16 protein-coding genes and 1 pseudogene are annotated in these 23,921 nt (G+C 47.8%); 2 read left to right on the forward strand and 15 right to left on the reverse strand.

Translation table 11 applies throughout. From position 1 onward, the window contains the following. Positions 1-582 precede the first annotated feature (582 nt). Complete coding sequence (locus tag H6A20_RS08645) at positions 583-6,681, reverse strand: chitobiase/beta-hexosaminidase C-terminal domain-containing protein (RefSeq protein ID WP_204906799.1); 6,099 nt, start codon at positions 6,679-6,681, stop codon at positions 583-585. Positions 6,682-6,948: 267 nt separating this feature from the next. On the opposite strand from H6A20_RS08645, the gene H6A20_RS08650 reads away from it, so the two are divergent. Continuing rightward, a complete protein-coding gene (locus H6A20_RS08650) occupies positions 6,949-8,682 on the forward strand; it encodes a helix-turn-helix domain-containing protein (RefSeq protein ID WP_204906724.1) in 1,734 nt (577 codons plus the stop codon). A gap of 569 nt (positions 8,683-9,251) precedes the next feature. Here H6A20_RS08650 and H6A20_RS08655 read toward each other — a convergent pair. From H6A20_RS08655 to H6A20_RS08715, 14 genes and pseudogenes are all read right to left on the reverse strand, one after another. Further along, positions 9,252-9,824, reverse strand: a complete 573-nt coding sequence (locus tag H6A20_RS08655) for an SWIM zinc finger family protein (RefSeq protein ID WP_204906794.1) — start codon at positions 9,822-9,824, stop codon at positions 9,252-9,254. 344 nt (positions 9,825-10,168) lie between these two features. Then, positions 10,169-10,282: pseudogene (locus H6A20_RS08660) on the reverse strand (sporulation transcriptional regulator SpoIIID); the annotation flags it as partial. Between the two features lie 88 nt (positions 10,283-10,370). Next, a complete protein-coding gene (locus tag H6A20_RS08665; RefSeq protein ID WP_204906725.1) occupies positions 10,371-11,429 on the reverse strand; it encodes a plasmid pRiA4b ORF-3 family protein in 1,059 nt (352 codons plus the stop codon). 73 nt (positions 11,430-11,502) lie between these two features. Then, entirely contained in the window at positions 11,503-12,756 is a 1,254-nt protein-coding gene (locus H6A20_RS08670; RefSeq protein ID WP_204906726.1) for an ATP-binding protein, read from the reverse strand. 268 nt (positions 12,757-13,024) lie between these two features. After that, the gene (locus tag H6A20_RS08675; protein ID WP_204906727.1) at positions 13,025-14,062 is read right to left on the reverse strand and encodes a cytidylate kinase-like family protein; all 1,038 of its coding nucleotides are present in this window, start codon (positions 14,060-14,062) and stop codon (positions 13,025-13,027) included. Positions 14,063-14,075: 13 nt separating this feature from the next. Next, positions 14,076-15,512, reverse strand: coding sequence for a sodium:proton antiporter (locus H6A20_RS08680; RefSeq protein WP_338106654.1), 1,437 nt, complete (start codon positions 15,510-15,512; stop codon positions 14,076-14,078). 184 nt (positions 15,513-15,696) lie between these two features. Next, positions 15,697-17,376, reverse strand: coding sequence for an SWIM zinc finger family protein (locus H6A20_RS08685; protein WP_204906729.1), 1,680 nt, complete (start codon positions 17,374-17,376; stop codon positions 15,697-15,699). Positions 17,377-17,902: 526 nt separating this feature from the next. Continuing rightward, positions 17,903-18,028, reverse strand: coding sequence for a hypothetical protein (locus tag H6A20_RS13750; protein ID WP_275952125.1), 126 nt, complete (start codon positions 18,026-18,028; stop codon positions 17,903-17,905). Between the two features lie 586 nt (positions 18,029-18,614). Then, entirely contained in the window at positions 18,615-19,826 is a 1,212-nt protein-coding gene (locus tag H6A20_RS08690; RefSeq protein WP_204906730.1) for a tyrosine-type recombinase/integrase, read from the reverse strand. A 107-nt stretch (positions 19,827-19,933) separates the two neighbouring features. After that, positions 19,934-20,128, reverse strand: coding sequence for a DUF6462 family protein (locus H6A20_RS08695; protein ID WP_004605493.1), 195 nt, complete (start codon positions 20,126-20,128; stop codon positions 19,934-19,936). Continuing rightward, positions 20,129-20,983: an ATP-binding protein gene (locus tag H6A20_RS08700; protein WP_204906731.1), complete on the reverse strand. Its 855-nt coding sequence runs from the start codon at positions 20,981-20,983 to the stop codon at positions 20,129-20,131. It lies immediately after the preceding gene. After that, positions 20,980-21,726 (reverse strand): replication initiator protein A, encoded by a 747-nt coding sequence (locus tag H6A20_RS08705; protein WP_207750396.1) that lies wholly within the window; start codon positions 21,724-21,726, stop codon positions 20,980-20,982. Before H6A20_RS08705 ends, H6A20_RS08700 begins: the two co-directional genes overlap by 4 nt. A gap of 403 nt (positions 21,727-22,129) precedes the next feature. Further along, the gene (locus tag H6A20_RS08710) at positions 22,130-22,516 is read right to left on the reverse strand and encodes a plasmid mobilization protein (RefSeq protein WP_204906732.1); all 387 of its coding nucleotides are present in this window, start codon (positions 22,514-22,516) and stop codon (positions 22,130-22,132) included. 661 nt (positions 22,517-23,177) lie between these two features. Continuing rightward, positions 23,178-23,531, reverse strand: a complete 354-nt coding sequence (locus H6A20_RS08715) for a hypothetical protein (RefSeq protein WP_009249897.1) — start codon at positions 23,529-23,531, stop codon at positions 23,178-23,180. A gap of 137 nt (positions 23,532-23,668) precedes the next feature. Here H6A20_RS08715 and H6A20_RS08720 point away from each other — a divergent pair, with 137 nt between their 5' ends. Further along, a complete protein-coding gene (locus H6A20_RS08720) occupies positions 23,669-23,839 on the forward strand; it encodes a helix-turn-helix domain-containing protein (protein WP_338106660.1) in 171 nt (56 codons plus the stop codon). Positions 23,840-23,921: the final 82 nt, after the last annotated feature.

Here is a 23,921-nt window from a genome sequence, read left to right on the forward strand (position 1 = left end):
GTATTTGTCAAGTGTTTTTTGATTTTTAATATAAAAAAGCAGAATATGCATTTCTACATATTCCACTCTTTTCACTCTGAGATGATTATCCTTATCTTAATGACATTGGGTTTAAACCAAGCTTTTCTCGCCAAAAAGGCCCCGCAACAATACCTCCAGAATACTTTTTAACTATTCGGATTGATTACATATAATCCCATTTCTACACTTATTATCTCATCACCCACACAAACCGTTCTATATTATTACCTCTATAATTATTCTCTATTATATAATCAGCAATCTCCACAGCTCTTTCCTCAATATATTCTTTCAAAAAAATCCCCCTGCAAACATTGTTTTTACAATGTATGCAGGGAGCGACATGCTCATTCATCACAATCATATGATTTTAAGTTTTTACTGGTTTTCCATACAGATAACATCACCGGTTCAACTACCGTTCCTGACCATTCAACAGCCCTCACTACAATCTCCGCCTTATCTTTTCTCTTTTATAAAAAAATTTCAGGGGGATTGTGACTGGTTTTTCCACAATCCCCCTGTTTGGTTTGAGGATAGATATTTTCCTCTCCTCAATTATTATCTGTTACGTGTATTTCGTTTATTCTTTTTATATGCTATACCAATTCCACCGCCAGACAGAATCAGCAAAATAATCCATGGCAGAACGTTGCTGCTGTCACCGCTTTGTGGACTGGTTACGTCGCCGGTATTCTTGTCCGGCTCCTGCGCCGTAACGTCACCGTCAGGCTGATCACCGCCCGGATCAATTCCCGGCTGCTCCTCACCGGGATCGGTTCCCGGCTGGTCTTCTCCCGGATCCGTTCCCGGGTCATCCTCTCCCGGGTCACTTCCTGGCCCATCCTCTCCCGGATCCGTTCCCGGCTGGTCATCGCCGGAGACTTCCACAGTATAGGTGAATGCAGCCACGTCACTGTTGGTCATGCCTGCTTTCACCGCAATAGCTTTGATGACCGTTTCAGCGGTGATGAGGATGGGGCCTGTGTAGAGCTTACTGGTCAGATCCGGCTCACTGCCGTCCGTGGTGTAGAAGATTTTTGCACCCTCAGTCGCCGTTGTTAACGTAACTGCCGTGTTCACTTCCACGCTTCCGCTGCCGGGATCTGCCGCAGGCGCTTCTGCCTTCTGCAGTGCCACAACCGGAATATCCCGCTCCTCATAACTGAAATCCATCTCCTTGCCGGTATAGCTTTCCACATTCGGTTCCACGCGCAGGTAGATGGAATCTTCACCCGTATAGGCCGCGCCTGTCAGCATCACAGTGCGGGCATAGGTTTTGCCGCCGTTTTTCTCCGCGTCCGGATAAGAAACCTCGAATTCCTGCTTTTCCCCGTTTACCAGAAGCACAAACTGCTCCGCCGTCAGGGTGTCCGTATTCATATACTGGTCAAATACAATGTATACACCCTCTCCGGCCGCCTGGACGTTCTCTACCGTGGGGGCCGCACTTGCCTGGAGGTCAATATTCACATCCAGCTGTACGGGCGCCACAGGCATGGCCCACGTGCCGTTGATTTCCTTCGCATCTGTACCGTCCTTCTCCCCTGTTGTGTAGGCGTCATAGCCATTGGCCGCCACGCTGACCGACCACAGGCCTGATGGCACCATCCACTGATAGAAACCGTCTGCCCCGGTGATATAAGGATTGCTCTGGTCAAAGGCTTCTGCATTCCAAAGGGTACGGGTACCGGTATTTTCGGCCACCTCGTATACCGTGGCGTCAGCGCCCTCAACCCGGTTGCTCTCAACACCTGCGTACACATATCCGGATGGGTCAATAATCGCCTTCCTTGTATTGGGAACCTCTACGGTATAGTTTCCGTAACTGCCGGAACTGCTGCTGCCGCCGGAACCGCCGTCGCCGGAACCGTCGTCGCCGGAACCGTCAAGGAAGCCTCCGCCTCCGCCGCCACTGCTGTCTCCGCTTCCGCTGCTGTCTCCGCCTTCACCGCTGTCGTCTCCGCCTCCGCCGCTGTCATCATCAAAGGCGTCCTGATAATCCTTATCTTTTCCCCAGTCCCGGGGATCCATGAGCCCCTCGATGGGAGGCAGGTTGGTGAAGTCCACGTCGCGTCCCTTCTTCTTCAGGTCTGCGGCGAACTGGTACGCCTCCCGCTTCGCTTCCAGAATCTCCTCGGAATCCTTGACCTTTCCGTATCGCTGCTTGAGCTGGTTCTTCGTCTGCTTGGTCAGCATTTCCCGAATCTTTTTGATCGCCACCTGGGGACCTTTTTGGTAGATGTCCTTGCCGCCCGATACCGCGCTCTTGATGTCACTGCCCAGCTGTTTGAAGAGGGCGTTGGAGAGGCGTTGGTTGGCCTTGCCGCCGTTTGCGCGGCTGTGGAGGCTTCCCAGGGTGCCGTCCCCGCCTCCGTCCACCACGTACTCCCACCAGGTGTCGGTGCCGCCGCTTCCCGCCTCGCCGTCCACGGTGACCCCGTTGTCGCGGTAGAACTGGAGCAGCTGTGCATAGGTGTCGATCTCATGGTTGCCGGTGTACCGGTAAGCAGATTCAGAGCGTGCCGCCTTGCTGAGGGTCCGGGTCTGCGCAGTCTGCAGGTTGTCCATATCATAGGCAACCGTAGCCCAGTGGTATGCAAGATCCACAATCCGGTCGCTGTTCAGCTTATAATCTCCCTCAGGAAGGGTATTTTTGTTTTTGGCTGTGTAGGTCACTTTGGTAATATCGTCGGCAGCCGTGTCATAGTAAACCTGCGTATATTGATCTGCGGTCACGGTGGTGCGCACCACGAACTGGTCCCCGTCCGGCAGGTCATAGCTTTCGATGTAATCGTATTTCAATTCGGCCTCATCCGGCCCGCTGACACGGGCATAGACCACATTGCCGGAGGGCACGATGTAGGTGGCGCCGGTTTTGTCATGGTCTGCCGTCACCGGCTCTTCCTCCCACTTGGGCAGTTCCGCGATCCCGGCGGCTGCCCCGCCCTGGGTGGTCGAGCTGGTGATGGTATAGGTATTGCCGTTTGCGGGGATGGTCATGGACTCCGGCGTTCCGTCCTCATCCCAGGTAACGGACACGCCCATATTTTTGAAATCCTCTGCGTAGTCCGCCACATCGCTCTCTGTAACGGGATCCACATTCGCCTGCGCGGCATCCGCCCGCTCCAGGTCCTGCGCCGTAGCCGCCAGGCCCGGGGTGGCAGGGGTGTAGCTCACCCAGGTGTTCTGCGGCGGGTTGTTGCCGCACTTATACTCCCCGGTTACCCAGGCTTTCAGGCTGCTGTCATATTCCGCCTTCAGGGTAATCACGCCGTCCGTTCTCGGCACATGGACATAGACCTCCTCCATGGCGTTCGCGTCGGTGATCCGGTTGCCGTTGCTGTCCGTAAAGGAAGCGGAAAAACGCATTGGGGTATTCGGCATGTAAAAATAGTAACCGGTCTCTGCCTGACCGTCCTTCCACAGAGTGAACCATTGTTTTCTATAGTCTGTGGCCCGGATCTCATACAGGCTGGGCAGGGTGGAGTTATAGCAGAAATCCACCGTGCGGGAGGAGATGGTCTGGCCTTCTGTTTCAGTTGTTGCGGAAAGGGTGTATTCCTCATAGATATAAGGTTCGCCCAGATCCAGTTTCGCCGTGTAGTATCCGTCCTCCTGTGCTGTCACAGTGGCTGCAAGTTCCCCGTCCAAATAGAGGGAAACCTCTTTGCCGCCGGGCGCCAGCCCGTACACCGAAAAGCGGTCCTGATTGATCCCGGCGGGGGCGTAGATACTGAGAGCCGGGCTGCTCAGATCTGCCTCACCCAAAAGGATCTTATCTTTATAATTATTTTGTAAGGTGGCGGTGGCAGTCAGGTTGCCCATATTGACTCTCTTTGCCTGGAACTGCACCACCAGAGGCCAGCCGCCGTAAACGTCCACATCGGGGATGGTGATGGAATAGTTTCCTTTAAAGTCACCTGCATGACTTGTATTATTTGGATAAATGGTCACGTCCGTCCCTGCCTTGTGTCCGTTGATATACACGCTGCCGTTGACCACATCCGGAGTACCGCTATCGGAAATACTGCGGCTTGCGTTGTTAACGTCCACACCGATGATGGCTTTCTTCTGCTTCAGCCCTTCTTCTTTTGCGGCGGCCGTCACACGGAAGTCGATGGTCTCCACGTCTGCGGACATGGTCAGCCCGCTGGCATCTATATCCGTCATGTTGTTGAGCAGATTCTGGAGTGTCAGCTCCACATCCGTGGTTTTGGTCTTCGGGGCGCTGCCGGCCTGGGGCTCCTCCAATGTGACATCAACGATCTTATAGTAGTCAGCATCCACCGCTTTTTTCAGGCCGTCAAAGGTGCTTTTTTCTGTATAGCTCACAGCACCCAGAGCGGCAGCAGACACGAATACCCAGGTGTAGGTTCCGCCTTCCTGATACGGGCTGAAAAAACTTGTGTTGTAATATCGTTCCATTTCGTATTCATAGCACAGCTTCCCGCGTGCATTATAACACAGGGCGACTACTTTCATCTGGTTGCTGATATTTACCTTGAATAATGCACGATCCCTATACATCCATGGGATATCTGTCACAACTGCACATTTGTTCTTATCCAATGTAACAGGAAGTTCAATATAACGATCTGTTTTATCCAAGTGGAGAGTAACAGTCTGATCTGCCGACACCTTGTCCGCTTCCAGATATATACCATTGCTGCTTCGGCTGCGTATGGGTACTTCTTTCCCCTCTGCGTCGGTTACCGTTACCGTTCCGTAAAGTCCGGGCATCTGGATCATGCCGGTCCGCCGCTTGGCTTTGATTTCCATATTCTCACAGTTTTCTGCCGTGAGTCCGTCGTAAGTCCAGTCATTGATGGAAGCATCGGTGGCGGTGAGCAAAAACTCATTGTCCGGCGCTGACAACGGCACATCTTTGATCGTAAATGCTCCGTTTTTATCCGCAGAAGCGCTATAGGAACCGGCGTAGCCGTCTCCCGTAGTCACGGACACGGTGACCCTGGCCCACCCGACAGGCTCGCCCTCTAATGTCACCGTACCGTTGACCGTGCTTGTGGGCACAGAGGACATCGTAAGCACCGGCTCACTGTCCGTGCCGTCCGCCTGTACCCGCGCAGAAGGCAGGTAGCGGAGGGCATAGCTGCGCGTGGGCACAGCCTCCACCCACAGGGGATCGTCCCCGTCCACAAAGGTATGGCTGGAGCCGGTGGCCACCAGACTGCCGCCGCTTTCTGCGTCATACCAGTTCAGCGTATAGCTGCCGGATACTTTATTTTCACCGGCATAAACCTGGGGCTTTACCGTGGTCACTGTTCTTTCCGCATAGGCAACCTCTACACGCTTTCTCCCGGTAATACCGGTCAGCTCTTCACTTGTCCCGTATTCAACCTCTCTTCCGGACTGACTGCTGACCAGCGCCAGGCGGTAGGTCTCACCGCTCTCCAGCCCGGAGACGACATTTACATCGCCGTTTCCTGCCCAGGAATCCACCGTTTTTTCAGTCTCCCAGGTATCGCCGGCCTTCTTCTGCAGCACAAGGCGGCGGGTGCTGCCGTCGGGGACACCGCTCACCGTTGCCTCCACGCAGGGCTGGACATCACCCTTTTTTATTTCATATTCCCAGGGCTTCTCCACATCGTCCGCGGTGAAAACCACCTTATTCAGCACCGTGGCGTCTTCCGGTATATTAAGACTTCCGTCAAACGTATTGCTGCCCCCTCTTCTGGATAATTCTATTTCCTGTGTACTGCTGCCGTTATAGTACAGCGTAGCGGCAGCCGTATCGGCATCCACCTGGCTGGAAAGGGTCATCGTATAGGTACCCCAGCCTTCCGCAATGGGGTTGCCGCTATTGTCTGTGGTAAAGTAGGCGTAGCCGCTGCTGATTTTCGCCGCTTTCCTTATGGTGATGGAGTAGCTCCTGCTGGTGCTGCCGGTAATATTGTTTTCGGCATCCCGTTCGGTAACCTTTAACGTGAACTTGTAAGTGCCTTCGGTGGTGGGCGTCCCGGAAACCACGGCGCTCTTACTTACCGTCGTAAGGCTGAGCCCGTCGGGCAGTCTGCCGCTTGCCACCTCCCAGGTCAGGGTATGCCCCTGGGTTCCCGGCACAGCGGGCAGATTTGCCTCATAGGCTGCGTCTACCGTTCCATCCGGGAAGGTGTAGCTGTCCACGATGGGATTGCTTTCGGCAGGGCCTTCATCTCCTTCAGTGATGGTGAAGGTGTCGGTGGACAGATAGTATAATTCCTCATAGGCGTCCCCCGTCTTCCCGTTTCCCACATAGGCCATCACCTTGTATGTCCCCGGAGTCAGAGACATATTTCCGCCAGGCGTGAAATTCAGAAGCTGGAACACGCCGTTATACACCCCGTCCACAAAAATCTTGTCATTAGCGGTTCCATTGTTGCAGGGATAGTCCTCTGTCCCGTTGAACCAGAACACGGTTCCCCACTCATCGGATCCGTCTGCGGGGTAGAAGGCAAGGCTCTCTACCACCGATCCCTCCGGAAGCGCGTCCTTAAAACCGCTCAGATGCAGGATCAGCCCCTCCTGGTCTGCAGAAAATGTGTCGGTCTGTCCGGTAAATCCGCCGGTACTGCTGTCCTGACCTGTGTAAATGGATGCGGACATGGTACGGTCCGTTGTGACTGCAAAGGCAGTCGTCGGAAGCATGGACAGTACCATACATAACATGAGTAAAACCGCCATCCATCTTTTCTTTCCATTTGTTTTTTTCATAAATAACCCCCTGTCTGAAATGAATATTATGTATGTACTGATTGATACAGGACATAGTAAGTTCATTCATTCACATAAGCCTGATTATAAGCGGTATTTCCGGAGATTTCCTTATTGTTTCCAAACAGGCAATGCCTTTTCGGAAATTTCAGCATCATAATGAAAGGTTTGTACTGTATAATAAATACAGCCATACTACAGGAGGAATGAAAATTGGATTTTAAGGATAAACTTTCTGAATACATTGAAATGCTCGGGTGTACAGGGAAAGAATTGTCGGAAGCCTCGGGAATTTCAGCAGCTACGATTAGCCGTTACCGTTCCGGGGAGCGAGTTCCCGACACAGAGACAGAAAACTTTGCAAATCTTGTGGAAGGTATCGTCCATATCGCGGAAAGGAAAAACAGAACGGATCTGACAGTACAGTCCGTATCGGATGCTTTTGCCCCCTATGTCAGAAACAATACGATCGATGTTGCTAAACTGCAGGAAAACTTTAATGTTCTGCTTACGGTTTTGCCAGTAAGTATTTCTGAACTTTCCCGCTTTTTAAATTTTGACGCTTCCCACATTTCCCGTATCAGGAACGGGCAGAGACAGCCTGCCAATCCGCATGAATTTGCCGCAGGCGTCAGCAGTTTTATCGCCCGCCGTTATACAAATGAAACACAGCGGAACATCGTCTCAGAATTGATCTGCTGCAAACCGGAAGAGTTATCTGATTATTCTTCTTTTCAGTCCATGCTTGCTGAATGGCTGTTAAACGGAACCGGAAAATTCAGAGATTATATGTCCGGTTTTCTGGAAAAGCTGGATGAGTTTGATCTGAACGAATATATTCGAGCAATCCATTTCGATGAATGGAAAGTACCGTCTGTTCCGTTCCAGCTTCCGACTTCAAAAACCTACTTCGGACTAAAGGAATTTATGGACAGCGAACTGGCCTTTTTAAAGGCAACCGTTCTTTCAAAATCGAAAGAGCCTGTGATTATGTACAGTGACATGCCGATGGGTGAAATGGCAAAAGATCCTGATTTCCCTAAAAAATGGATGTTCGGTATGGCAATGATGCTGAAAAAGGGACTGCATCTGAATCACATCCATAACATAGACCGTTCTTTTGAAGAAATGATGCTGGGACTTGAAAGCTGGATCCCCATGTATATGACAGGTCAGGTTTGTCCTTATTACCTGAAGAACGTACAGGGAAATATATTTTCTCATTTTCTGAAAGTCTCCGGTAGCGTAGCATTAACAGGAGAAGCCATCAGCGGATACCATACCGACGGGAAATATTATCTGACAAAAAACAAAGAGGAGGTTGCCTATTATAAAAAACGTGCAAAACAGCTTTTATCAAAGGCATACCCCCTGATGGAAATCTTCCGTTCAGAACAGGCGCAGACATATAACAAATTTTTGCAGGACAACGCCGAAACAGCGGGAAACAGATATTATATCCTGTCCTCTTTATCCCTGCACACCATAACCGACGAGCTGCTGCATCAGATTTTAAGCCGTAATAATATTCCGGAAACAGACGCCCTGCAGATCCGACAGCACGTGATATCACAGCGCGGACTGGCAGATAAGATTATGCGGCACAGCTTTATAACAGAGGAGATTCCCGTTTTGACCAGAGAAGAATTCGGGAAATATCCAATTGTTCTGCCGCTTTCCGGTATGTTTTATGAAAAAGATATTCTGTACTCCTGGGAGGACTATCAGAAACATCTGCGCCTGATACAGGACTATCCGAAACAGCACCCTCATTATCGTATGACAGAAAATCCGGGATCCCCCTTCCGAAACATACAGATCTGTATCCACGAAGGGAAGTGTGTCACCGTATCAAAAAATAAAACGCCTTCTATCCATTTCCTTATCCGCCATCCAAAGATGCGGAATGCCTTTGAAAACATGAGTATTCCCATTGTTGAATCATAACAGATCATAGTCGCTAACTCTTAATCCCTCGCGCCTGCATAGCAGCTAAAACATTTTGCTGCTATGTGGCGCTGGCAAACTTTCTTCCCCTGGCAGCTTCTCTGATTGTCTCTTCTACTTTCTTCTCATTTGCCTCAACAAATACCTTCATTATGTACTCAGCAGCAACCGCCGGATCATGAAAACGATACTTCAGGTTTTGCTATTTCACGGCGGTCCCACCTCCTTGTCCGTTTTTTACAGACTATGATTAACCTCCTCCGGTTAGAATTCAGTTTACCCTCTTTTTACAAGCTGTCTCATCCTCCCCACTGATGGAAATAACCGGTCATTGAGTACTTTTTCATATTTGTCCAGATTATAGATAAAACCGTCTTTTTTCAGACATTCAAGCATACGTTTATACATTCCTTCCGCCTCCATAAATGGATACAGAATCATATAATTTTTACGGCTTTTCATAGATTGAGATCAATTGCTCGCTGTACCCGGCAGCCAGACCCGGATACTCTTTGTCCAGGATTTTACTTTCCTGCAGGACCCGGATTGCTTCGGACATATTCCCCCGCTCAAGATTCTCCTGTATCTCCAATCCTCTCACAACCGAAAACCGTCAGTTCTTCCAGATACCTTTCCAGAGCCCAGATGAAATCCAGGGCGTTCCGGTAATCAATATAACCGCTTCTGTCTCCGTACTTCCATACAAGATCATCTACTCCCTGTTTGAGACGGTTCGTCTGTTTCTCATCTATCTTCGACGCATATCTGGTCATGAGCAGATCCCGGATCTCATTGTTATGTGCGGCAATACCCTTTATGAATGAACGCAATTCCTTTTCCGGAACATTTTCAATAATTTCTTCTAACTCTTCTTTCTGACAACCCGGGAATTTTTCTTCTGTCAAGATCCTTCCGTCACTTTGTTCCTCAATCTCATAAAGAACTGCCGCCATATGCTTGCAGTTATTTCCATCTTCCGCATAGGGACAGGAACAATACATTTCACAAACCTCTCCCTCTTCTATTTCAAGATCTACTTCATAGTCATCTGTCCCCTCTACAATAGCATGATATCCCTGTTCCGTTTTATGGAGTTCTAAAACTGCTCTCCTGTCTTCTAAAAACCTTATTTTTATAAAAATCTATCTTTATCCCGCGCTCCATAAAGTCTGCATCGTTCACAAGTTTTTCCGCAGCATCCGGATTTTGGATTTTTCTGTACATTCGTAATGTAACTTACTGTCTGTACCAGATCCTGCTCAAAAAGCGGCAGATATTGAAATCTGTATTTTTATTTGTCATAGATCACACTCTTTACATTCCGGAACACATCTTCATGGTCTGATCTGTATCATAGTGATCTCTTCTTTCTTCACATTCTTATTATCTTAATTTTATCATATATGCAATCTAATCTCGTAATATGAATATTCCGCCTCTCATCATCTCATCACCCACACAAACCGTTCTATATTATTACTTCTATATGTATCGTGCTTTTACTCACCCCAAACTTCTTCGCCGTCTGCCTTACCGTGGCCTTATGTTCAATGATATACCCCGCGATCTCTACTGCCCTCTCCTCAATATACTCTTTCATAAAAACCCCTGCATAGTTTGTTTTTACAATCTATGCAGGGGAGCAATAAGTCATGCCCGCTTTTCTGCGCTCTGCGGAAAAACCAATTTCAGTGGTAAAACAGCAGACTGCGGTTGATCTCTTCAATCGTCCTCTTTTTTGCTCTTGTCATTTTTGACCATGCGACCACAGACTCATATTCCGGGGATTCGGGGTCAGAAACAATGCGCAGATACTCTTCGTATCCACCTGGTCCTCCAACGTCTTCCGGTGGTCTTTCTCCATTGCTTTCCAGCAAAATCGGAAATCGGTTATGACTGTTAGCGATCACTTCTTCCAGCAGGATTTCATGCTCCCAGTCATCTCCAAAATCATATGTATAGAGACATCGTTCGGTATCACTGAAAATTTCTCTCAGGTTTGTCTGGTTATCGTGTCTCACTTCATACTCATCCGGCACGGTAAACTCATGGAGATGATAATCAAACCAGCCGAAAGTTTCCTGTATAACCCGGTGCAATCGCCTGAATGTGCAGCGGGAAGGGATCAGGATGCGACGCCAGATATCATGTCCGTCGAGCAAAATCTTCACTTTCATCTGATAGTTCTCGATCTGCAGCATCTGCTCCCAGTTTTCTTCCGGCATGCCTTTCATTTTACAAAGCTCCCGGAACAATCTCTCCGATGGATAATCATACGCATCGCCAAATTTTACGATATAGCGTCCCAGAGCCAGGCTGATCCTCCTCTGTATCACAGATTCCTCATCCAGAAGTTCTGTATAATGCCCCACTGTCTCGCATGTCTTGTTCAAATTTGCGGTCAGGCTTCTGCCCGCTGTTTTTGAATATACTACACCGCCACAATTTTTCAGATATTCCTCCACAATATCTGTCGGTACTCCTTCTTCCGAAAATGCCGCCCGGATCCCATCTTTTACCTGTTCCTCCAAATGAGCTATATCCCTTGTCTTTGGACGGTACAGAACGATCGGATACCTTGTCAGATTATTCATGCATACGATCGTCTTCCGACGGTTGAGAGTAATCAGATTCACATGCCATGAGTAAAATCCGTCTGCACCGTCATCACAGTCATCCGCCGGAAGCATTTTGAATCTTTCCATATTCATTTTATCGAGCATCTTTTTTGTACATTGAAGATACATTTTATCACCGCCTTATTTTATTGTAACATAGATTTGCGGGTCGGGATATATCTCTGATATAGGCAACTATATATTACAATTCCAGACTATTGTCCTTTAGCAGGAAATCATACACACTCATTGTCGTGATCCCATTTTCATCCCGTGTCACATTCACAACATCTTTCACCACAATAATCTTTTTAAAAGAATCTTTGACCTGGAGGAGCGACATTTTTTCTTGCTTCTGCTTGTGTTCATCCGGCATGGCAAAAGCGGACTGGATATAATATCTCTGACTTCCTTTATTCGCGACAAAATCAATTTCCAGTTGTTTCCGTTCTGCTTTTCCCGATGCATCCTTTCTCCGTTTTTCCACAATCCCCACATCCACTGCGTACCCGCGGCTCCTGAGTTCGTTGTAAATAATATTTTCCATAAGATGTGTCTCTTCCACCTGCCGGAACCCCAGCCTGGCATTTCTAAGCCCCACATCCTCAAAATAATATTTTACAGGAGTCCCGATATATTTTCTTCCTTTTACATTATACCGGTTAGCCTTGTGGATAATAAAAGCATCTTCCAGGTATTCGATATACTGTCGTATGGTATTTCCGCTGATCTTTGATCGCAGTACACTTCTGAATGTAGATTCTATTTTCGGGACATTGGTAAGAGAGCCGATCGCCGATGCAAGAATATTGACCAGATCTTCCAGTTCCTGCGTCTTTTCAATATGATGTCTCTCAATAATATCTTTCAGATAAGTTTCTTCAAACAGACTTGTCAGGTAAGAAACTTTCTGTTCCTCTGTCTTCATGGCTGTGGTAAGAGGAAGTCCGCCATACAGCATATAATCCGCCCAACCGTGATAGATATCTCCCTCGTACACCTGCATAAATTCTTTGAATGTAAGCGGAAAAATATGGATTTCATCTCCTCTGCCGCGAAATTCCGTTATAATGTCTTTGGAAAGGAATCTGGAATTGCTTCCTGTCACATACACATCTGCATTGTCAATATGCTGCAGTGAATTTAATACTTCTTCAAATTCACTTAAAAGCTGCACCTCATCTAACAGAATATAATACATCTCCTGATCCCGAATACAAGATTCAATATATTCCAGAATAACGTCTGGGTCGCGGTACTTCCTGTGCTTTCTCTGATCCAGTTCAATCCGGATAATATGAGACTCCGGCACTCCCTGTTCCAGCAGATAATTCTGAAATATGTGAAAGATAAGATAGGACTTTCCTGATCTTCTCACACCTGTCACTATTTTTATCATTCGGTTATGCATCCGGTTGATCAGATCCTGAAGATATTTATCCCGCTTGATTTCCATCCTTGCCTCTCCTTTAATTGAATATTTTTGACGCTTTTACCTTTTTTATTCAATATCATTATATGCGTTCAAATCTTGTTCTGCAACTTTATACTGAATATTTTTGGCAATTCTCCCAGTTTTATTCAATATTTATCTTTTATTAAAAAAAGGCAGACATACGCTCTTGGCAATATGTCTGCACTATCTAGATTATGGAAAATATAAATCGCATAGTTTGTTTTTACAATCTATGCAGGGGAGAGAAAATTTTTCGAAGATCCGATGCCTAATCCAATACTTCCTTTTTCTTCTGCGCGTCCCCGCTCTCCGCCTTCTTCTGCCGCCCGATCATCCGCTCGATCAGGTCGACGGTTTCCCGGATCCCGTAGTTGGCGCTGTTGATGCACAGATCATAGTTCTCCGGTCGCCCCCACCGGCCGTACGTGTAGAAATCATAATATTTCTGGTGCTGCCGGTCCATCTGCTTTAAGAAGCGGCTCGCATGGCGCAGATCCATATTTTTGGACGCCACGATCCGCCGGACGCGCAGGGAAAACGGCGCGCTGATAAAGATGCTCAGATGGGGGATGTGGTTGTTGGTGAGAATGGAGTCCGCGCAGCGTCCCATGATCACACAGTCCTCCGTCCTGGCCAGGCTGCAGATCAGATCGCTCATATTGAAGAAAACAGCGTCCTGCCTGGGAAGCCCGTGATAGCGGTTAAACTCCCTCATCCATTTCTTCAGGCTGAAGCTGGTCTTGCGGTACTTGTCAAAATTCTCAAAGTGGTCCGCCTCCGCATCGCCGACCGACCCTTTTTCCACTTCCAGGCGGTTTAAGACCTGGTTAAAGATCTCTACATCATAGTAGTTGATGTGCAGATCGTCCGCCAGCTCAAATCCGATATCATTGCCGGCGCTCCCCTGGGTGCGGCTGATGCAGATCACAAGCGGGTCCTTCTCCGACAGCTTCTTGCGGGCGGTGGGATTTAACTCCGCGCGGGAGAGATCCATGATGTCCACCTTCCCGAAACTGTCCGGGAGCGTCTCGATCTCCTTGAGGATCGCATCGTATTCTGCCATCATCTGCGCCCTTTTTCCCTTATCCCGGATCGTCCTTGCCATATTGCTGATCAGCGCCAGCTCGCTCCGCAGCAGATGTCCGCCCGGCCTGGCAAGCATGAGGCTGCACAGGTTCTGCACCGTGCTCTCCCTGTTTCCCGTAAACGTCCTTCCGAGGGCGGACCCGACGCAGCTATAGACCTCCGCATCCAGATCGTAGATGCGGTTGGCAAGTTCCATACATTTTTCTCTGTTTTCCTGCATATCTGTCCCCCCCTTACAAAAAGAAGATCAATGTGTCGATCAGAAATACCGGGATCAAAATGCCCACGGACCACAGCATATATCCGAAGAACGAAGGCATGTTGACGCCGTTTTCATCCGAGATGGATTTCACCATAAAGTTCGGCGCATTTCCGATGTAGGTGTTGGCGCCCATGAACACGGCGCCGCAGGAGATCGCCGACAGGAATGCCTCCGGAACCGTCCCCAGGCTGGTGGCGATCCCGCTCGTGAATCCAAGCGTGCCAGCCGTGGTGAGGAACACAAGGTAGGTGGGCGTATTATCCAGGAAACTGGAGAGCGCGCCGGTCGCCCAGAAGAGCTGCCATGGCTGGTTGAGGCCGAGATCCGGGCCCACCTGCTGCAGGAGCATCAGGGCCGGCTGCATGGTAATGAAAATGCCGATAAACAGCACCGCCACCTCCCGGATGGCGCCCCAGGTAAAATGGTTCCTCGTCCGGACATCCCCGGGCGTCGTCTTAAAGGAGAGAAACGCCGCCGCCAGAATGATCACGATCTCGATCAGGGACGGGATCCCCAGCGCGACTTCCCCGAAAATGGGAATCCCCAGCACGTTGCCGGCGCTGTCCTGGAAGGCGGGCATGCCCGGCAGCACGCCGCTTAAGATAACGGCGCCCACGATCATCACAAGGAAGAGCAGATTGTGAAGACCGTCGATGCGGAACTGGGTTCCCGGCCTGCTGATGTCCGGTTTGCGGCCTTCAGAAATATCCCTGCGGTACATTCTTTTGTCCACATGGTAGAAAACGAACAAGAGAAGGACCATGTTAAAAATAAGGACAGGGAACAGGCGCAGGCTCCAGAAAAACGGAACGCCCCGCATGAATCCCATGAGCAGCGGCGGATCGCCAATGGGCGTCAGAACCCCTCCCATATTGGAGACAAGGAAGATGAAGAACACCATGATGTGCGCCTTCCGCCTTCTCCAGGAATTCATCTTCAGCACAGGGCGCACCATGAGCATACTGGCGCCGGTCGTGCCGATGCAGCTCGCCAGGAGCGTGCCCAGGACGAGGAGCCCCACATTGATCCGCGGGGATCCCGCGAAATCCCCCTCCATGGTGATATTGCCGGACACGCAGAACAGGCCGAACAGCAGGATGATAAAGGTCAGATAGTCGTTGACCGCACACTCCAGCACCGTTTCCGCCGCCTGTCCCGCCCCGTAGAAGACGGCAAAGGGGATGACCATAGCCAGGATCCAGAAGATCACCGCATGGGGCTGATGCGTCTCCCACCATTCCCCCCTGATCAGGGGCATGACAGCAATGCACAAAAGAAGCCCTGCAAACGGAATACAGAGCCAGATGGGGACGGCCGCCTCCCCGCCCGCTCCCGCCGCCTGCGCGCACAGCGGGCAGAGCAGGATCAGGCTAAGAAGAATGCCCGGGAAAAGTATCTTTTGTTTCACGATTGCTACCTCCGCAATTGACAAAAATTCCGCCGCCGGTATCGGCATATTGGCAGTTGAATTATAACGCCGGGAGGGGGACAAAATCAACTGGGAAACGACGGATTTCACCGTAAAAATAGTCCCGCTTGATCTCTATATCCATACCAGCGTACTCCCAAAAGATATTTTGGTATATTATTCCCTAAAATCCCGCCTTCTTCATTTCATCCATCATGGCTCTCCTGCGATAATACTTCGCCCGCCAGTTCTCCGCGATCCCGGCCGCCTTTTCTTTCCCGCCGGGATACCCGCTGATCTTCTTAAGATATTTCATCAGTTCCCTGTATCGGTTTCTGTCACTGACCCTTTCTGCTTCTCTATACAGATAAGAAATGTAAAGATCCCGCACCTGCTCCGGGAATCTCTCTTTCAACACCTTTTCATATCTGTCCAGATTAAGGACAAAGTCCTCTTTTCTCAGGCACTCCAGCATGCGTTCATACATTCCTTCCGCCTCCATAAGCGGATAGCGGATTGCAAAGTTCCCTGGCTCCCGCAGGATCTGCTCCCTGTACTGCTCCCACTCTTTATCTGTACAGACCTTTTTCAATTTCCGAATATACGTCAACTCACGCTGTGGACACTTTAGAACATAGTACAAGAGTTCCTCTTTGTAAGCTTTCGTATCTGCCTGCTTTTCATAAATGGAGACCAATTGCTCGCTATAGCTGGCAGCCAAGCCCGGATAATCGCTGTCCAGTTCCTTGCTTTCCCGCAGGATCCGGATCGCCTCATCCAGATTTCCACGGTCAAGATTCTCCTGGATCTCCAGTTTTCTTATTGCTGAAAATCGCCAGTGCTTCCTGCAGTATTCGTGTATTTCTTCCTCTGAACAACCCAGTTGCTCCATAACATCCAGCCGTCGTATGAGATTATCCTCATAGCCGTAATGCTCGCTCCAGGTCCTTCCTCCATCCGTGGAGGAACCCTGTTTTTCAATTATTTCATCCAAATATTTCAGTTTCTTCTCCAGCATTTCACGGTCCCGGAACTCGCGCATCAAAAAATCTACTATGTATTCCTCCAGATAATCCGCGACATAATCGCAGGACAAATGACTGGTAAACCAGGCAAACATTTCGCTTCTGACATCTTCGGGGCAATTGTTCAGTATCTCTTCCCACCTCTCATAACATGCATTCGCAACCTGACAAATGCCGCCGTCAGAATCATCCATGTCTATATTCCCGATTATCTGGAACACATAATTGGTCAGTTCAAATGCCTGACGCCAGCAGCCTCGTTCGATCAGAACATCCACCTTGTCTCCCAGATAACATTCCATCGCATAAGTGAAATCCCAGGCGTTCCGGTAATCTATAAATCCATTCCCGTCGCTGTATTCCCGCACAAGCCGGTCCACTCCCTGCTTTAACCGGTTCATCTGCTTTTCATCGATTTCCACCACATATCTGGTCAGAAGCATACTCCGGATCCCGCCATCCTGCCTGGCAAGCTTCTTTACAAAGGCACGCAGTTCCCTCTCCGGGAGCTTTTCGATCAGCTCCTCCAGTTCCTTTTCCTGCTGCTCCAGACAGGCATCCTCTGACAGGAGCCCTGACTCATCCTGTTCCTCAATCTCATACAGGACAGCCGCCATATGCTTACAGTGACTGCCGTCTTCCGCATAGGGACAGGAACAGTACATTTCATGGACTTCTCCCTCTTCAATTTCAATCTCTACTTCATAATCCTCTGTCCCTTCTACAACAGCCCGATATCCATGTTCTGTTTTATGAAGTTCCAGAACTGCGCCGTCATAATAATACATTTCCCCGCGGGCGAGGATATGATCCTGAAATAAATCTCTCCAGTTATTCATAACAGTTCCCCTTTACAATTGTCCCTCCTGGAAGATATTTGGGTCAAAATATACCAAAATATCTTTTAAAAGCCCAGATGCTCCATCGTATCTTTTTCGCAGCATAAATCCAACAATAACACTCTATTATCTTGACTCTTAGTATTACCTGCGTTATAATAACATCCACCCAAGTTCAACCGTCTTTCACACCTGCAAAGGTGTTTCCTGGCCGACGAGGCCGTCTAAGAAAGAATAATTTGACCGACGAGGTCACTCTGGTCAGCCAGAGCAGGGTACGGTTAGCGCCGTACTCTTTTTATTTCCAAATTCCCAAGGAGAAAATCTTATTGAAAGAATATCTTAAAGCACAGAACAAAATAAATGAGTCCGTCATTGAAAATATGTTCAGTTCAGATGAACTTCACCGCTTTTCTATATCCGATTCCCGCTGGACCGAAAACAGAAAGAAAAAATTGCGTCAAAAACCTGTCAAAAAAGGGAAATATACCAATTTGAATTCAGGAAAAATTATATCCCTGAAATGTCATATGAACACCGGGGACTCGTAATTGGCGTCAAACAGAAACTGCTCTATGTGCTTCCAATATTTTCTTATGATCCTCTCAAGCACCTCGATGTCTATCACCCTGTAGACTATCCAGAATCTCATAGCGATCTGTTTCTTTTAAAAAGCAGCGAATTTTCCTTTATCTCCCACGACTCGCTTTTAAAACCGAATGATATACGAACAGTCAGTATTAATCGCCTCCTCTATCAGCAGAGCGGACGCATCCCTCCGGATTCAGATACATACAAGAGGTGAGTGCTAATTTTTTTAAGATTTTTCACGCAAACTACAAGCCATGCAGGGATAAGACCGAAATGCCCGTTGGGAGCTTGCTCACAGAAGGGCATTTTCGGAATTAGACCTATACGGCGCCAGCCGTGACCGAGCGAACCTGTTCGCGAGGTGCATGGTGGAAGCAGTTCCTTGATTTTACGGGCTTTCTTGGGGTTTTCAAATTTTCAGTTCTTCCGAAAAATGACTTACTACACCATTTTTACACCATTTCTACACCAATTTGCGCGAAAACTACGAGCCATGCAGGGACGAAATCGGGGTGCCTTTTGGGAGCTTGCTCACATAAAGGCAGCTCCGGTTTTGGACCTATAAGGCGACAGCCGCGACTGAGCGAACTTGTTCGCGAAGTGCATGGCGAGTAGTTCTGCAATCATTCTTAAAGAAATCTGAGCCATCACATAATCTGCACCAAATCCATCTTTGCAATCTCTCTTTCGATCCTGGACCGGTCTGTAATATGGTTATATACTTCCATCGTGACACTGATATTCGCGTGTCCCATCACATACTGAACGACCTTCATATCCAGATCCGTCTCTGCCATTCTGGTACAGGCTGTATGTCTGAGAATGTGGGCGGAGATGTGCGGTAGCTCTTCTGGCTTTCTCCTCTCCCGCTTTGCCCGCTCATTTTCTTCCTCGTTATAAGCCTTCACAATATCCCGAAGAATAAAGTTCACGGTAGTGGGCATCATCGGACGTCCGCTCCTGCTCATAAATACGAAATTCGAAAGCCCTTCAATCTTCACATCCCTGGGAATCCCCATCTGAAAATTCAGCCGTCTCTGAGTCTCAAAGGCTTTTGCCACCATTTTGCTCATGGGAATCTCCCGGATCCCGGCTTCTGTCTTCGGCATGGTCACATGAAAATCACACCCGTCTCCATAGTTCTTGTAGATCAGCTGATGATTCACGTATACGGTCCGGGTCTTCAGATCTACGTCCTTCCAGGTAAGACCGATCAGTTCTCCACAGCGGAGTCCGGTTCCGATCATCACCTGCAAAAGCGGCAGATAGATATGGAATACCTCGCTGTTCTTAACATAGTTCAACAGATTTTTCTGCTGATCAAAGGACAGGGCGGTGCGTTTCTTTTCCGGTTCTCCATAATCTCCCAGCGTTCTCTTGGCCGGATTCTTCCGGATGATATCATCATCTACAGCCACCTCAAAGCTCGGTAAGATCATATTATGGAGAAACTTGATGGTACTGTGGGAATATTTCTGTTTACTCAGCTGGGAATAAAACAGGCGTACATGAGATGGTCTTACCTGTACCACTTTCATCTGTCCGAGTTCATTCCTCACAAGACTGTTCCACATCCTTCTGTAATTGGCCTGTGTACTCTCCGCCAGCTTTCTGGTATCCATGTGGATCTCAAACAGGTCATTAAGAGTCATGTTCTTGCATTGGGTATCGGTCAGAATTCCTTCGCTCTGGTCTTTCTCAATCTCTTTTTCTTTTTTCCTGAGTTCAGCCAGATCCGGAGAATAAACGGCCAGGCGTCTGCCGGTCCGTTCATCTTTATACCGGTACATATAGAGTCCATCCTTGCGCTGGGATTCCCCTGTCCTCAGATTTCTTCCTCTATTGTCTTTTCTTGCCACAAAACCATTCCTTTCTCTATTTCCACACCTCCCTGTTGTAGGGAATGGTCTTGTCCTGTCTATGAAAAGTATAGCACAAAACCACCCCCACTCACATCCGTGTTCCTCTATTCCGCTATTGCTTCCAGGTATTTTTCCACTTTCTGTACGGAATACAATACTCGGCGGCCGATGGTGATCCGGGCTCCCGCATCTTCCGCAATCTTCCTTGCAGTCATCTGTCCGCAGGAAAGCATAGCGGCCAGACCTTCAATATCCACTGCCAGACGGCAGTTGCTCTCTCTTTCTTTTGTCTGTCTCATTTACCTCATCTCCTCCTTTATTCTTTTCTGCATCCGCCCCAGCTTTTCCTGAGCCGTACGTTTTCGAAAACTCTCACCTTTAAACTGAACCGGCACGCACATCTCCAGCAACCGGTCATAAATCCTGGCATGTGCTATATCCTGCGGATTCTTTAACTCCTGCAGTGTCAGATTGGTCGTCGCAATCAGGGGCTTCCCGCTCCGATATCTGCCATCGATCACCGCATAGATCTGTTCCAGTCCGTACTCTGTCCCCCGCTCCATTCCAAAATCATCCAGAATCAGCAACGGAACTCTGCACAGATTTTTTATGTATGTATTCTTCTCTGAAAAATTAGCAAACAGATCATTCAGCACTTCCGCAAAATTGTTCATACGTACTTCTATCTCCTGTTCCAACAGTGCATTGGCAATACAACCCGCCAGAAAACTTTTCCCGGTTCCCACTGCTCCCCAGAAGAGGTAGCCTGTATTTTCCGCCTTCATTGTTTCCCAGTCTTTCACATAAAGCTTTGCAAGCACGGTATTTTCGGAAAGTCCCTTATCATTCTTAAATGTCCATTCCTTCATGGATCTATCCGAGAAACAATGTTCCTTCAATTCTCTGACTACAGCTTCATGACGCTGCTGTTCCCGGTACTGTTCCTCCTCTTTTCTCTTTTGTCTCCGGCACTCACATTCACGCGGATGTTTTTTTATTCCCAAAACTCCGACTTTTTCCTGATCGAAATAAGCCTCCTTCGGTTCATGGCATTGTCCACAATACAGAAGCCCGTCTTCTCCGATGTAATCCTCCCTGGTTCTTTCTCCAGGCTGCATCATGATCTTTACTGTTTCTTCTACCATCTTGTTCATAGACTGTCCTCCTCACTGCAGGTATAATCCGGAATGTTTTTTACCGGGCCTGACCGTTCTGCCCATCTTCTCAAGGTAACAGCATGATCAGCATATTGCTTTCCACTGGAACGCATATAGCTGGACAGCTCCTCGATCAGCCTGTCTATTTCCCGGATCTCCTGTTTCAATTCTCCATATTCTGTTTCGGAGAGAAACACATTGTGATATTCGCCATAGGCAGAGCGCGCCTCTCTCTCTTTATTTGTTTGACTATATATCAAGTAACTATTATTTAAGTAATTAGGGGATACTTTTCTATCCCTCACAGGGACAGGTTTCTTTCCCTCATAAGTATCATTTTCTTTCCCTTTGAGGGACACTTTTCTATCCTTCACAGGGAAACTTTTCTTTCCCTCTGCCGGGATTTTGATATACAGCAGATTCGGTTTTGAAAATCCCTGTTTTTTTCTCACCAGAAGTCCGGCTTCTTCCAGTTCATTCAATGCCTTTTTTACAGTCATGTGACTCTTTCTAAGATCGTCAGCCAGATAAGCAATGGGATAAACCACAAAAATGTGGCCTTCCTCATCCTTCCACCCTGTCTTCCTAGAAAGACTCGCCCGATCCAGCAACAGAGCATACAGGACCTTGGCTGTCTGAGTCAGATCCATCCCCAGCAGAAACCGTGGGTAAGGAAGATATACCGGAATCTGGGTCTGATCCGTCATGTATACCATCTGATCTTTATTCTTCACATCCATCCTTTTGTTTCTGTCTGATCTTCCGCCGACGGCTTCGCTTGGATTCATAGCAGGGGCAACAGACAATCACAGTCCGGAAACTCTGCTTGCAGTCTCCGACACATTTCCGACAGGTGTCGTTGTGAGTGATCCGCCCTCTTTCATTGAGAAAAAAGGCCAGTTCCTGTTTTCTTTTCTTGCTCATTCTCGGCACAGACATTCCTCCTTCCTGCCATCCTGACAGTGCCCGGTACAGGACAGCGAAATATGGTCACGTTTCGGTATCTTTTTTTGCATTTTTTGCCCTTTACACCAGGCTTTTTTGACCTCAAATATATTTGCCTGGGGTTTCTCTTGTCTGGCAGTCAAAAATGCAGTTTGGTCGTGTTTCGGTATCATTTTGGAACAATTCATCTGGACTACTTTACCTGCGACGATAATCCCGTTCAAAATCCCCTGCCATCTTCAACACTTCTTCCCTGAGTGCGAACAATTCCGCGATGCAGTGACGGATTTCATCTTCCATAGCCAACGAACGTTCCCCGCCCGTATTGAAGTATCGTGCGATCTGATTCAGGTTCACGCCGATTTTTCCATACTCGCCTACCAACCTTCGGAGTTCTTCCATATCGACGACTACTTCTACCCGATGCACGATCTCCTTTTCCACCAAAAGTTTCCGCAGGCATTCGGATCTGGACACCCCCAGGATCTCTGCTTTCCTGTCCAGAAGTTCCAGCTCAATATCGGACAGCCGGACTCCGACAAAATGCGGGTGGTTCAGTTCCCGGTCTAATCTCTTTTTTCTCATGGCTCCTCCTTTCTTCTCTTTTCTGTTACTTTAGTAACATCACAAATTGGAGAACCGGCAGTCCTGCCGGAATCTTCCTTTTGTGCTGCGTCCCACTTTCCAGTGGACGCCAATATCTGTCAGATCGGCAGATCATCGAGGGTATGGGGAATCGAAATCCCAAGCAAGAGCCCTACACAGGAAAACACGATAGTGTATTACGGGGTGGATCTTGCTCTGGGAAAATCCCCATCAAGAGCTCAACCTGTAAGTTAGAGGATTGCCAGAAATGGCATAACCGCTTAACACGGGTGGATCTTGCCCTATAATATCTACCCCCTCACTTAACGTAACCGGGAGCGGCCATTATACAGGGTCAAAAAGAATTAAATTTTATTCTTATCAACCAGATCCGCTCTTATCTTTTTTGTTCTTTAAAGATCCCCTCACTTAACCCAATCGTCAGAGACAGAAATACAAGGAGATTCGAAAATCTTTTTAATTTTCTGCTTCAAAAAATATTTCCCCTCACTTATAGAACGGAAATCCGAGGATTATACAGTGTTTGGAGACAAAATTTTTAATAAAGTGCATAAAAAAACATCCCGTCTTTTTTGACCGGATGCCAGATTTTAATTCATAGATTTCTGTTATAAAAAATAGCCACCAGATTTTCCGGCAGCTATTCGCATGTTAAATCATCACCATATTCATTTTTTATTCTTTCGCACAATCGATTCCAGCTTTCTTCTTCCTCCTCTGGAGTTCTTTCCGGCAATACCACATCCTTTATATCTTCATCGATAGCTTTTACGTATTTATCCATTAAATCCGGATACTCATCCAACAACCTTTCGAACAGTTTATAAAGTCCCCATTCCGTACACTTAGCCAAACATGAAGAAAAAAGTTCCATTGTCATTGGCTTTTGCTTATCGATCGCCGCTAGCTCATCTTCGGAAAACTTGAATGTTGTAATAAGAAATTCCTCAAAATTATGTTTTTCTTTGTTGGATAGCTCATCATATTTTTTCATCCCAGCTCTCCCTCCATATACCTCTATTATAGATACATTTTTCAGTATAGTAAACCATTATTTTTACCATGATAATGATTATATTACAAACTGGGAAGTGAGCAGAAATGATAAACTATTCTCCATTGTGGGAAACCATGCGCCAACGGGATGTCTCCACCTATACACTGATTCATAAGTATGGTATCAATCCCCGGACGATCAATAATTTAAAACATAATAAGTCCATTACTATGTTTACACTGGAAAGGCTTTGTGAGATTTTAAATTGTGAACCGAATGATATTATCAGATTTGAGAAAGAATAAAAGCTACTGGGACATTGTCATCCAGTAGCTTATATTTATCGAAAAGAAGAAGAAAAATGTTTTAATGCATCTCACCAAGCTA

It is taken from the genome of Mordavella massiliensis (assembly GCF_016901695.1).
GTDB classification, from domain to species: Bacteria; Bacillota; Clostridia; order Lachnospirales; family Lachnospiraceae; genus Claveliimonas; species Claveliimonas massiliensis_A.